This is a genomic window from Agrobacterium vacciniicorymbosi, from assembly GCF_040427045.1.
GTDB lineage: Bacteria > Pseudomonadota > Alphaproteobacteria > Rhizobiales > Rhizobiaceae > Agrobacterium.
In genome coordinates, this window is sequence record NZ_JBETMF010000006.1 from 282,154 (window position 1) to 293,693 (window position 11,540).

14 protein-coding genes are annotated in these 11,540 nt (G+C 58.1%); 10 read left to right on the top strand and 4 right to left on the bottom strand.

The window, feature by feature from the left end:
- Nucleotides 1–23: 23 nt before the first annotated feature.
- Nucleotides 24–1,400 carry a sensor histidine kinase gene (locus tag ABUK73_RS12190; RefSeq protein ID WP_353577494.1) on the bottom strand — a complete coding sequence of 459 codons (1,377 nt, stop codon included), beginning with the start codon at nt 1,398–1,400 and terminating at the stop codon, nt 24–26.
- Complete coding sequence (locus ABUK73_RS12195) at nt 1,397–2,077, bottom strand: response regulator transcription factor (RefSeq protein ID WP_353577495.1); 681 nt, start codon at nt 2,075–2,077, stop codon at nt 1,397–1,399. Before ABUK73_RS12195 ends, ABUK73_RS12190 begins: the two co-directional genes overlap by 4 nt.
- Before the next feature lie 81 nt (nt 2,078–2,158).
- On the opposite strand from ABUK73_RS12195, the gene ABUK73_RS12200 reads away from it, so the two are divergent.
- From ABUK73_RS12200 to ABUK73_RS12235, 8 genes are all read left to right on the top strand, one after another.
- Entirely contained in the window at nt 2,159–3,226 is a 1,068-nt protein-coding gene (locus ABUK73_RS12200) for an ABC transporter substrate-binding protein (protein WP_353577534.1), read from the top strand.
- Between the two features lie 243 nt (nt 3,227–3,469).
- Complete coding sequence (locus tag ABUK73_RS12205) at nt 3,470–4,414, top strand: Bug family tripartite tricarboxylate transporter substrate binding protein (protein ID WP_353577496.1); 945 nt, start codon at nt 3,470–3,472, stop codon at nt 4,412–4,414.
- Nucleotides 4,411–4,905: a tripartite tricarboxylate transporter TctB family protein gene (locus ABUK73_RS12210; RefSeq protein ID WP_353577497.1), complete on the top strand. Its 495-nt coding sequence runs from the start codon at nt 4,411–4,413 to the stop codon at nt 4,903–4,905. The genes ABUK73_RS12205 and ABUK73_RS12210 overlap by 4 nt, the downstream gene beginning before the upstream one ends.
- A 93-nt stretch (nt 4,906–4,998) precedes the next feature.
- Entirely contained in the window at nt 4,999–6,516 is a 1,518-nt protein-coding gene (locus ABUK73_RS12215) for a tripartite tricarboxylate transporter permease (protein WP_353577498.1), read from the top strand.
- 143 nt (nt 6,517–6,659) lie between these two features.
- The gene (locus tag ABUK73_RS12220; RefSeq protein WP_353577499.1) at nt 6,660–6,920 is read left to right on the top strand and encodes a hypothetical protein; all 261 of its coding nucleotides are present in this window, start codon (nt 6,660–6,662) and stop codon (nt 6,918–6,920) included.
- 115 nt (nt 6,921–7,035) lie between these two features.
- Nucleotides 7,036–7,524 carry a DNA starvation/stationary phase protection protein Dps gene (dps, locus tag ABUK73_RS12225; RefSeq protein ID WP_113088888.1) on the top strand — a complete coding sequence of 163 codons (489 nt, stop codon included), beginning with the start codon at nt 7,036–7,038 and terminating at the stop codon, nt 7,522–7,524.
- Between the two features lie 30 nt (nt 7,525–7,554).
- Nucleotides 7,555–7,764, top strand: a complete 210-nt coding sequence (locus tag ABUK73_RS12230) for a hypothetical protein (protein WP_353577500.1) — start codon at nt 7,555–7,557, stop codon at nt 7,762–7,764.
- Nucleotides 7,765–7,979: 215 nt separating this feature from the next.
- Nucleotides 7,980–8,186 (top strand): CsbD family protein, encoded by a 207-nt coding sequence (locus ABUK73_RS12235; protein WP_113088890.1) that lies wholly within the window; start codon nt 7,980–7,982, stop codon nt 8,184–8,186.
- 73 nt (nt 8,187–8,259) lie between these two features.
- Here the strand turns inward: ABUK73_RS12235 and ABUK73_RS12240 are convergent, their stop codons facing one another.
- Both ABUK73_RS12240 and ABUK73_RS12245 read right to left on the bottom strand, forming a co-directional pair.
- The gene (locus tag ABUK73_RS12240; protein WP_353577501.1) at nt 8,260–8,631 is read right to left on the bottom strand and encodes a response regulator; all 372 of its coding nucleotides are present in this window, start codon (nt 8,629–8,631) and stop codon (nt 8,260–8,262) included.
- Nucleotides 8,632–8,635: 4 nt separating this feature from the next.
- Complete coding sequence (locus ABUK73_RS12245) at nt 8,636–9,982, bottom strand: sensor histidine kinase (protein WP_113088892.1); 1,347 nt, start codon at nt 9,980–9,982, stop codon at nt 8,636–8,638.
- 457 nt (nt 9,983–10,439) lie between these two features.
- On the opposite strand from ABUK73_RS12245, the gene ABUK73_RS12250 reads away from it, so the two are divergent.
- Entirely contained in the window at nt 10,440–10,706 is a 267-nt protein-coding gene (locus ABUK73_RS12250) for a hypothetical protein (protein ID WP_353577502.1), read from the top strand.
- Nucleotides 10,703–11,539 carry a non-homologous end joining protein Ku gene (gene ku, locus ABUK73_RS12255; RefSeq protein WP_353577503.1) on the top strand — a complete coding sequence of 279 codons (837 nt, stop codon included), beginning with the start codon at nt 10,703–10,705 and terminating at the stop codon, nt 11,537–11,539. The genes ABUK73_RS12250 and ku overlap by 4 nt, the downstream gene beginning before the upstream one ends.
- Nucleotide 11,540 lies beyond the last annotated feature (1 nt).

An 11,540-nucleotide genomic window follows, 5' to 3' on the forward strand; every position in this document is an offset into this window, starting at 1 on the left:
AGAAGCGGCGCGTCTGCGCCGCTTCACGAAAACTGCACGGTGGCTTTCAGCCCTTTTCCGACCGCGCCGTCTTCCAGCGAAAGCTGCCCGTTGAAAAGCGAGGCAATCTCTTCGACGATTGCCAATCCAAGGCCCGCGCCCGGTGCCGCGTTACCATCACCTCTGGCGAAACGCTGCCGCACGACGTCTCTCTTCTCAGCGGAAATCCCGGGGCCATTGTCCTCGACTTCGATAAAGGTCGAACCTCCCGCGCGTCCCACCCTCACCGTTACCTCAGCACCACGCCCGGCGTAGGCAATGGCATTGCTGATGAGGTTGCCAAGCAACTCGCCCAGCAACAATGGTTCTGCCGGTATGCTGACCGCATCCATCTGTTCGAAACCCAGATCGATGCCAGCCTCTGCCGCGACAGGCACATAATCGGCAGTTACGGATTGCGCCAGCGAGACAAGATCGACATCGACAAGGCTCTGCTTTTCCCCCGACCCCGCCGCGTCGATATTGGCCATGCGTAGAAGCTGAGCCAGAATATGCTCGGCATGAGCCACCGACGCATCACCTTTGTGCGCAGCAGCTTGCGCTTCCTGCAAAGTAGACGCGCGCGCCGACAAGGCGAGTTGAGTGCGGATAATAGCAAGCGGTGTTCTCAACTGATGGCTGGCATTGCCGGTAAAGTGCCGCAGCGCATCCAGCGCCGATTGCAGCCGCACCATGAAGGAATTGACGGTCTCAACGAGGTTTTCCACCTCCACCGGCACCGATTGCCGGATGGGGTGCAAATCGTTGGGGCTGCGCTCATCGATGGCTTCGCTGAGCCTGTAGAGTGGACGCAACGAAATCGTCACCGCAATCCACACAATGATGGCCGCACCGACGATCATGAACAGCAGGCGCAACGCCGAACGCAGAATGATGGCCTGCGCCAGACGGCTACGCGCAATCGTCGTCTCCGCCACCGTGACGGTAAACGGCACGGAATTGACGCCGGTCGAGGCAAAACGCTCGATGGCCGCCACACGAATGGGCTCGCCACGAAACTCCGCATCCACGAAAATCGGCGCGTCACTGCGGGCCTTTTCCACGGAAGGCAGGGTCTGATAGCCCGTCAGAAATTGCCCGTTCGGTCCATCGACGCGGTAAAACACCCGGTCCTGCGCTGCCGATGTCAGCATTTCCAGCGCGACGTAGGGAATATCCACCTCCAGAGATCCGTCTTCCGACACCACGACACGTTCGGCTATGGCAAGCGCGGAGCCGGACAGCACGCGGTCGGAGACGATATTGGCTGTGTTGATGGCTTCGCGATAGGTATCAGCCAGCGCCACGCAGCCGATGATCGCCGTGGAAATCAGAAGCCAGCCCAGCAGACGCCGCCGCAGCGAATAGGCGGCTTGCTTCATTCCGCCATCTCCGGCAGCTTTTCGAGATAATAACCGATGCCCCGCGCCGTCTTCACCGTCAGCCCATGCGGCGCGAGACGCTTGCGCAGACGGCTGACATATTGCTCGATGGCGTTGCCGGACAACTCGTCGTCAAAACCGGTCAGCGATTGCACAATGGCTTCCTTGGCCACTACCTTCCCGGCCCGCATGAACAGCACTTCCAACAGCGCCACTTCGCGTGCGGGAATATCCAGCGGGTTGCCATCGACAGAAAAGGTACGCGACGTCAGATCGAACGACACCTTGCCGAAACTGACCAGCGATGAACGCAGACCTGCATTGCGCCGCAGAAGCACCCTCACCCGCGCCTCGAATTCGGTAATGTCGAAGGGCTTGATCATGTAATCATCGGCCCCGAGGTCCAGCCCCTTCACCCGCTCCTCGGGCGTGCCGCGAGCAGTGAGGATCATCACCGCAGCCTTGTCCTGCCGGGCGCGCATGGAGCGCAGCACCTCGATACCGTCCATTTCGGGCAGGTTGAGATCGAGAATGACGAGGTCGAAATTTTCTGCGGCAATCGCGGCATAGGCCGAGGCACCGTCGGACACCACATCCACGGCATAGCCGCTGCCCCGCAACAGCGCCGACAAGCCCTCCGACAGAACCTGATTGTCTTCCACCAGCAGAATTCGCAAGCAGACGCCCTCCATTTGGATCAAATTTATCCAAGCCTTCCCGTCTTGTGAATGGCAAGGGCCTGCGGCATGATCTTTTCCATGCGTATTCTTCTGTCTCTCTGTCTTTTCTTGACTGCCGCCACCTGTTTGCAGGCGCAGCAGATGCTTTTCCCTGCCCTGTCAGGCAAGGCGGATGCGGAAACGCTTGTGGTCTATTCCTCGCTGGACGAACCGCTCGCCACGCCCATGATCGAAGGTTTCCAGAGGGCCAACCCGGACGTGGCGGTTTCCTACGAGGATATGCTGACCGGCGAGATTTACGACCGCATCGTGCGCGAGACGGATGCAGGCCAGAAAACCGCCGATTTCGCCTTCTCTTCGGCCATGGATCTTCAGGTCAAACTCAGCAATGATGGCTATGCGCAGCGCTCCGACCTGCCCATGAGCGCCCGCTGGCCCGCCTGGGCCAACTGGCGCAACACGGCCTATGCGCTGACCTTCGAACCCGCCGTCTTCGTCTATCACAAGCCGAGCTTCCAGACGGAAAAGCCCCCGGCCAGCCGGGCCGAGTTCGTGGATTATCTGGAGCGCCATGCCAAAGAGGTGCATGGGCGCATTGCCACCTATGACATAGAGCGCTCCGGCGTTGGCTTCCTGTTCATGTCTCGGGATCAGGAACAGTTCGGCGATATCTGGAATGTCATCAAGAGCATGGGCACGGCGGGGGTGAAGGTCTATTCCACCAGCTCCGCCATTCTGGAACGCATCTCCGATGGTCGCTTCGTGCTGGGCTATAACATCCTCGGCTCCTATGCGGCGGACTGGGCATCCCGCCATCCCGATGTCGGCATCGTGCTGCCCAAGGACTATACCGTCGTCATGTCGCGCATCGGGCTCGTACCGCAGGCAGCAAGGAATGCGGAGCTTGGCCGCCGCTATCTGGAATTCTTCATGTCGAAGGAAGGCCAGACCATCATGGCGCGGCAGTTGCAAATCCCCGCCGTCAGCCCCGACGTGGCGGGGGAGAATACCGCCAACATGATGCAGGCCATCCACGGCGCGCAATTGCGGCCCGTTCCGGTCAGTCCGGGGCTGATGGTCTATCTCGATCAGGTCAAGCGCGCCCGCATTATTGAGCGCTGGAACGAAGCTTTGCGCGCCCAGTAGACGAATTTCAAAAATTAATAGACAGTAAATGCGCTGAGGAATTGCCAAGCGTCAGTTAGATGACAGCTTTCTGTGGTGCTGTGCAGTTCTTCGTTCATCCGTGGAGGCGGACTGAAGAAGCGGGAGGAAGTCTCATCCGACAAATCGTTGTCCGGTTGCTCAAGTGCAGCCCTCGATGTCGGCCATGTGCGCCCCTTCCGCTATGATCACAACATGCCGAATGGCATACAAGGAGGGTTCACTTTGAAGCATTTCTTCATCGCTTCGCTACTCGCTGGCGCAATCGCACTTCCAGCAGCAGCAGCTGATTACACCATCATTGCTCCTGCAAACCCCGGCGGTGGCTGGGACCAGACGGCACGTTCGTTGCAGACCGTTCTGCAGGAAGACGGCATTTCCAAGCGCGTTCAGGTTCAGAACGTTCCCGGCGCCGGTGGCACCATTGGCCTTGCGCAGTTCGCAAGCCAGCAGAAGGGCAATCCGAACGCGCTGATCGTCGGCGGCTACGTCATGGTGGGTGCCATCCTCACCAACAAGGCTCCGGTTACGCTGAAGGACGTCACGCCGATTGCGCGTCTGACCGGTGAATATGAAGTCATCGTCGTTCCAGCATCGTCCCCGCTCCAGAACATCGGCCAACTGGTCGAACAGCTCAAGAAAGACCCGGGCAGCGTTTCCTGGGGCGGCGGTTCTGCCGGCGGCACCGACCATATCACGGCTGGCCTGATTGCCAAGGCTGCAGGCGTCGATCCAACCAAGATCAACTACATCGCTTACTCCGGCGGCGGTGAAGCTCTGGCCTCCATTCTCGGCGCGCAGGTGACTGCTGGCATCTCCAGCTATGGCGAATTCGAAAGCCAGGTGAAGGCCGGAACTGTTCGTCTTCTCGCCATCTCCAGCGAAGCCAAGATCGAAGGCATCGATGCACCGACGCTGAAGGAAAGCGGCCTCGACGTCGTTATCCAGAACTGGCGCATGGTTGCAGCCCCTCCAGGCCTGACGCCTGAGCAGGAAAAGGCTGTCAGCGCGGATGTCGAAAAGCTGGCGAAGTCTGCCAAGTGGCAGGAAACGCTGAAGACCAAGGGCTGGATGGACACTTATCTTGCCGGTGACGCTTTCAAGGAACAGCTTGCTAAGGACACCGCCTCGACAGAAGCCATCCTCAAAGACATCGGACTGGTAAAATGAGCCAGGGTTCATCCCCTTCCCAACCCACAAAGCGCCGCCCTGATTGGGCGGCGTTCGGCATCGCCGTTTTTCTGGTGATCATTGCCGCCGTCATCTTCTGGGATTCGGCACGGCTTGCCAGCGTCACCGGTTATTCTCCTGTTGGACCAGCAACCGTTCCTTACGCCATTGCCTTCTGTCTTATCGGTCTGGCCATCTGGACCGGCTTTGAAGCATGGCGCAACGAATTCCCGGTCCGCGACAAGCAGGAAATCGGCCCCGTCGTCTGGGTCGTTGCCGGTCTTGCCGCGCAGATGCTGCTGCTGAACGTCGCTGGCTTCTCTATTGCCACCGGCCTGCTGTTTGCCTTTACGGCCCGCGCCTTCGGCAAACGCAAGCTCTGGTATTCGATCCCCATCGGCATCGTATTCAGCTTCGTCATCTGGGTCATCTTCGCGCAGTTCCTGCAATTGTCGCTGCCTGCTGGACCTCTGGAACGGCTGTTTTTCTGACAGCCGATCCGTTCAATAACCAACAAGACATGAAACCGCGCGCCTGCACGTAAACGGCAGCAACGGCTTCACCCGACAGGGGGACAACTGTCCATGAGCACTTTTGAATTTCTGCTTCAAGGTATTGCGATTGCCGCGCAACCCATGAACCTGCTTTACGCGCTGATCGGCGTTACGCTCGGCACCGCCGTTGGCGTTCTGCCCGGCATCGGCCCGGCGCTGACCGTGGCGCTGCTTCTGCCCGTCACATACCGGCTAGACCCTGCCGGTTCGCTCATCATGTTTGCCGGCATCTATTACGGCGGCATGTATGGCGGCTCGACGACCTCGATCCTTCTCAACACGCCCGGCGAAAGTGCGTCCATCGTAACCGCATTGGAGGGCAACAAGATGGCCCGTGCGGGGCGCGGTGGACCGGCGCTGGCGACGGCCGCCATCGGCTCCTTCGTGGCGGGTCTGATTGCCACCATCGCGCTGGCCTTCGTGGCACCCTACATCGTCAAGCTGGCGCTGGTTTTTGGCCCACGCGAATATTTCGCGCTGATGGTGCTGGCCTTCGTAACCGTGTCCTCCGCTTTCGGTGACTCCGCACTTCGCGGCCTCACCTCGCTGTTCATCGGCTTTGCGCTCGCCATCGTCGGCATCGACCAGTTGACCGGCCAGACGCGTATGAGCTTCGGTATTCCCGACCTGCTCGACGGCGTGGAAGTCACCACACTTGCCGTTGCCATGTTCGCTATCGGTGAAACACTGTTCATCGTGGCCCAAGGCCAGAGCGGCGACGAAAAGGTCGAGGCCGTCAAGGGTTCGGTCTGGATGAGCGCGCAGGACTGGGCACGCTCGTGGAAGCCATGGCTTCGTGGCACGTTGATCGGCTTCCCCATTGGCGCGATGCCAGCCGGTGGCGCTGAAATCGGCACCTTCCTGTCCTATGCAACGGAAAAGAAGCTGTCCAAGCACCCGGAAGAATTCGGCCACGGCGCTATTGAAGGCGTTGCCGGTCCGGAAGCCGCCAACAACGCATCTGCTGCCGGTACGCTTGTCCCGCTGCTGACGCTCGGCCTGCCGACAACGGCGACGGCTGCCATCATGCTGGCCGGCTTCCAGCAGTTCGGCCTTCAGCCCGGCCCGCTTCTGTTTGCGACCAACCCACAGCTCGTCTGGGGCCTGATTGCCAGCCTCTTCATCGCCAACCTCATGCTGCTGGTTCTCAACCTGCCGCTGATCGGCCTGTGGGTGAAGCTGCTGACCATTCCCAAGCCCTGGCTCTATGCAGGCATTCTGCTGTTTGCAACGCTCGGGACGATTGGTGCGAACCCGTCCGTCTTCGAACTCGGAATGCTGCTCGCCTTCGGTATCCTCGGCTACATCATGCGCATCTTCGGCTACCCGATTGCGCCAGCCGTCGTCGGTCTCATCCTCGGACCATTGGCGGAGCAGCAATTGCGTCGTGCATTGTCCATCGGACAGGGCGACCCAATGGTGCTGTTCACCTCCCCGATTGCGGTGGGCCTGTTCCTCGTCGCTGCAGCAGCCTTCATCGTGCCGCTCATCATGCGCCTTCGCGGCCGCGGCCAGGTGCTGACGCAGCTTGCCGCCAACGAAGACTGAGCAAGTCGCGCCAACAAAAGACTAAGCGTTCCTCCCAAGGAACTGCCCCGCATTCGAAAGAATGCGGGGCTTTTTTGTCATCGGAACGGAAAGCAGCTGGTACCCGTTAAGCTTGCAGCCCGAGCTCTTTCAAGGAATAAACTATGCGCCCACTCGCCCTGTTTCTCATTCTGGCGCTCACATCCTGCACGACCGCCGCCTCATCCGTGGAGCCCATTCCGGGCAGCATCACCTATGGCGGCCAGCCGCGAACGAAGCTGACCAAGTCGCCCATCGGCAGCACGCTGACCCATGACTTCATCATGAATGACGGACGCCATGCCTTTGAGACCTATCGCATCGCGCCTGACCGATCCCTCATTTTGCTGAACCGCGAAATCATCAGCGATGTGCCTGACGATTGAACCGCGCAGAATGGTCGTTTCCGTACAGAATGATTGGAACGACTGGCGCACTCAACTCGTTGCTTTCTCACATGTTTCAAAAACGAACCATTGATCGATGTTTGAGGAGAGAAAAATGCGAACCCATAAGACCAGGAACGATTTGCCGTCCAATGCGAAAGCGACAGTCATAGGGCTATTGAACGAGTCTCTGGCTTCCGTCATCGATCTTTCGCTGATTACCAAGCAGGCGCACTGGAACCTCAAGGGGCCGCAATTCATCGCCATCCACGAATTGCTGGACCAGTTCCGCACCCTGCTGGACAAGCACAGCGACACGATTGCCGAACGCGCCGTGCAACTGGGCGGGACTGCCCTCGGCACGGTTCAGACGGTGACGTCCACATCGAAGCTGAAGGCTTATCCCACGGACATCTTCAAAATTCAGGATCATCTGGCCGAGCTGATCGAACGCTATGGCGATGTCGCCAATCTGGTTCGCAAATCCATTGATGAAGCCGACGATGCGGGCGATGCCAACACAGCCGATATCTTCACCGCTGCCTCGCGCGATCTCGATAAATCGCTGTGGTTTCTGGAAGCCCATATTCAGGAAAAAAGCTGACACAATAAAAGCGCCCGGGAGACCGGGCGCTTGCACCATTCGTCATTTCTCAGACGATCAATGGCGGCGCAGAACCGCCTTGCCAATATCGCGAAGCATCTCATGATCAAGGATGCCGCGTTGGGCGCTCCTGATCAGAACGGCTGCGCATTCATTGGCGACCGAACTGCTCCGGTCTTCAAGGCACTCGAAACACACGCCATCAAATATGGTCTGAAGGTCAGTGACCTGCTGGGGTGACAATTGTGCGCCAACCCTTTGAAAAGCCGCATACGACAAGGCTCATCCTCCCTAGAATACGCCAAGTATCGACACTCATTTTCACGAACAATTAATTTCTACACCTGATCGAATCACATGTCGAATCAGATTTTAACGAATTTTCAACGATTATTTTATCGGAACCGCAGAAGCTGCCCGCCCGTTACTTCTATGTAACAAAAAGGAGAAAAGCCATGGATTGGAACCGTGTAGAAGGCAACTGGAAGCAGGTTAAGGGCAAGATCAAGGAACAGTGGGGCAAGCTCACCGATGATGATCTGGACCAGATTGCAGGCAAGCGCGACCAGCTGGAAGGCAAGATCCAGGAACGCTACGGCGTCGAAAAAGACCACGTCCGCAAGGATGTCGATACCTGGTACGACCGCCAGACCTGGCAGTAAAACAAGACTGAATATCCATCAAAAAATGCCCGCTGCGTGCGGGCATTTTGCATGTCTGGGAGGGCTTGGCCAATCAACAGGCGATGCTGAGACCTATGTCGGACAATGCTTTTTCGATAACATGCGGTGACACCGGCTTGGTCAGAAAAATCGCACCCGGAGGCAGAACCCCTTCCGCTGGATTATAACGGCCCGAAATGACGACCACCTTGATATCTGGCCAACGCCGATGCGCAACATTGGCAAGGCCCAAGCCGTTGATTGAGCCCGGCATATCGATGTCAGTCAGGATCGCGTGAATGGACTCGTCGGCTTCGAGCATCTTGACCGCTTGATCGGCTGTCGCCGCCTCATCGGCCACATAGCCGAGGTCGCAGACCATATCCACGAGGTCGAGCCGTATGAGGCCATCATCTTCAACGATCAAAAGGCGGGGTTGCGGCATCTGCTTAATGCTCCTGCTGAAAGCTGGTCAGCTCGGCTGAAATGATGCAGCGCAAGCCGCAGGCGTCATAGATGATATCGACATTGCTATCGGCGGCACCGGCAAGCCCGGCCTTGATGAGACGCGACCCGGAACCCACCCGTTCCGGCGACATGACGACAGGGCCACCGGTTTCCGTCCAGACAAGTTCGAACCGGTCATTCCTGTCACCAGAGACACGCCAGCGAATATTGACGTTGCCTTCAGGCGCGGAAAGCGCCCCGTATTTGATGGCATTGGTGGCGAGTTCATGCAGGATCAGCGAGAGAGACAGCGACGGGCGCGAGCCGACGCGCAGATTAGGGCCGGAGACCGAAAAGCGCGACGCCATCGGGTCGTCATGGACCTCCAGCATCTGGTTGACGAGTTTGTGCACCTGCGACGTGCCGAGACCACCCTGAATGACCGTGTCATGCGCGGCACTCAGAACACCGATACGCGCAGAAAGCGTCTTGCGGGCAGAAGAAACATCCTCCGCAGAGCGCAGGGTCTGTGAGGCAATGGCCTGCACCATAGCCAACTGGTTCTTCAAACGGTGGCCGAGTTCATGCGATATCAGTTCGCGATGCTTCTGCTCAGCCACACGCTCCGTCACGTCCTGCGCCTGCACGAGAATGCCGGTGATCCGTCCATCCGGCGCCCGCATTGCCTGATAGACGAGGTCGATCATGCGCTTCTGGCTCTCGCCGTCCGGCCCACGGTTCAGTTCGACCGGTACGGCACGCGATGCAAATGGCTCACCCGTTCTGTAGACCCCGTCGAGCAGATCAATGAACCCCTGCCCGACGACTTCCGACACGGCCTCGGCCACGGACCTGCCGATGATCTCGCGGCCCATACCGATCATCGAATAATATTCCTCATTGGCAAATTCGAAGACGTGGTTCGGGCCACTGAGCGTCGCAATGCCGGAGGGTGACATTTCGAATATCTGGAGTAGTTTTTCCTGCTGGCTCTGCTGCTCACGGCGCATGAGAATTTCATTGGTAATTTCAGTGCAGGCGCAGAACATGCCCAGCACCACACCGTCGCGGTCTCTCACCGGCGTGTAGGAAAAGGAAAAATGCGTTTCTTCCGGGTAGCCTTTGCGGTGCATGATGAACTGGATGTCATCCATCGAGGTGCCCTGCCCGGCATAGGCGGCGGAGATAATCGGCTCCACACCATCCCAAATGTCGTACCAGAGGTCTTTGAAGGGGTGCCCAAAGGCAGCAGGATGGCGGTTGCCACACATGGCGGCGTAACCATCATTGTAGAGCGTGATTTGCTGCGGGCCCCACACCATCAGCATGGGCTGCAATGAACCGAGCATGACGTTGACGAGCGTCTGAAGTTCAACGGGCCATTCGTCTGGAGTCCCGATTGGACACTCGTTCCAAGCAAAGCCCCGGAACAAATCCCCGCATTCGCCGCCGCCTATGAAATTCAAAACTTGCCCCGTACGTGTCGCGCCCTAGCGTAACAAGTCGCATCGGCGCGTTTGGTTCCAAGATAAAAACGAGGATTTTGCTTTGGTTAAATGACATTGAAAAACAAGGATAAACTTGCGGCTCAAAGTAAGTCGAAGACTTGGCTTGGAAATACTTCCTTCGGTTGACTGACGATTCTGCGCGCTCCGCTCTGGTTGACGTGATTCTCCTGAATTTGCTCTCATCCACGCCAAAATTTCCTGCGTTACCAACAAATCCCTCCAGCGCATCCGAAATTGGAACGCCGGGCTGTTGCGGGCGTTAGGGTGTTTTGAAGGCCAATGGTTGGAGGAGTGATCCGTGTCGCGTACACCCAAGAAATCTGGTCATAAAACCTATGATGTCAGGGATCGCTTGATCCTTGCACTTTACGCGCAATTGCGTGCCGAGCGGGAAACGCGTGAGGCGATGGAATGGGTCATGCGCAATGGCGGCCTTTCGCCTGAAGTGCTGGAGGCCATGGCCTCCGATCCCATCCCCGTCGTTACCGCAGAAGATATGCAGACAATCGACAAGTCGCTGAAACATCTGCGGCTTGGTTCTGACCGCGAAGGCGCGCGTCCATGACGAGGCGGGCAAGCTGGAAAGGCCACATCAAATTCGGCGATCTGGTCTGCGAGGTCGGGCTCTACTCCGCGCTGACCTCCTCGGAAAAGATTTCCTTCAACATCGTCAACCGCAAGACCGGTAATCGTGTCGAGCGGCAATATGTCGATAGCGACACCGGCGATCAGGTGGACAAGGAAGATCAGGTCCGCGGCTTCGAGCTGGACAATGGCGACCACGTCATCGTCGAGGGTGACGAGATCGCGAAGCTGATGCCGGAAAGCGACAAGGTCATTCAGGTCGAAAACTTCATTCTTTATGATGAAATCGACAAGCTCTATTTCGATCGGCCCTATTTTCTGGCCGCGACCGATCAGGACGGGGAGGACGCTTTGAGCCTGCTCACCCAGGCCATGCAGCGGCAGAAGGTCGCGGCGATTGCCGAGGCCGTGCTGTTTCGCAGAAACCGCATTCTCATCATCCGCCCGCATGAGAAATCGCTGATCGCGACCACGCTCAATTTCGATTACGAGGTCCGCTCGCAAAGCGCGACCTTCAAATCCGTTCCTGACCTTAAGTTCGATGACGAGATGCTGGAGCTTGCCGGACACATCATCAAGAAACGCGCCGGAACCTTCGATCCAGCCGCCTATCCGGATCGTTACAATGATGCGCTGGCCGAACTGGTCAAGGCGAAGATCGAGGGGCGTCCGATCAAAAAACATGTCGAGGAAAAGCGCGACAACGTGGTTGATCTCAAGGAAGCACTTCGCCGCAGCGCCGCCGATAAGGGCGAGGCCAAATCTCCACGCAAGAAGCCAGCCAGTAAGACGGGCACGAAAAAAGCGAGCTAGC

Bases quoted from the DNA above. Each gene is read 5' to 3' on its own strand.
- ABUK73_RS12190 (WP_353577494.1), bottom strand. From the start codon at position 1,400: ATGAAGCAAGCCGCCTATTCGCTGCGGCGGCGTCTGCTGGGCTGGCTT.
- ABUK73_RS12200 (WP_353577534.1), top strand. From the start codon at position 2,159: ATGCGTATTCTTCTGTCTCTCTGTCTTTTCTTGACTGCCGCCACCTGT.
- ABUK73_RS12210 (WP_353577497.1), top strand. From the start codon at position 4,411: ATGAGCCAGGGTTCATCCCCTTCCCAACCCACAAAGCGCCGCCCTGAT.
- ABUK73_RS12215 (WP_353577498.1), top strand. From the start codon at position 4,999: ATGAGCACTTTTGAATTTCTGCTTCAAGGTATTGCGATTGCCGCGCAA.
- ABUK73_RS12220 (WP_353577499.1), top strand. From the start codon at position 6,660: ATGCGCCCACTCGCCCTGTTTCTCATTCTGGCGCTCACATCCTGCACG.
- dps (WP_113088888.1), top strand. From the start codon at position 7,036: ATGCGAACCCATAAGACCAGGAACGATTTGCCGTCCAATGCGAAAGCG.
- ABUK73_RS12235 (WP_113088890.1), top strand. From the start codon at position 7,980: ATGGATTGGAACCGTGTAGAAGGCAACTGGAAGCAGGTTAAGGGCAAG.
- ABUK73_RS12240 (WP_353577501.1), bottom strand. From the start codon at position 8,631: ATGCCGCAACCCCGCCTTTTGATCGTTGAAGATGATGGCCTCATACGG.
- ABUK73_RS12245 (WP_113088892.1), bottom strand. From the start codon at position 9,982: ATGCTCGGTTCATTGCAGCCCATGCTGATGGTGTGGGGCCCGCAGCAA.
- ku (WP_353577503.1), top strand. From the start codon at position 10,703: ATGACGAGGCGGGCAAGCTGGAAAGGCCACATCAAATTCGGCGATCTG.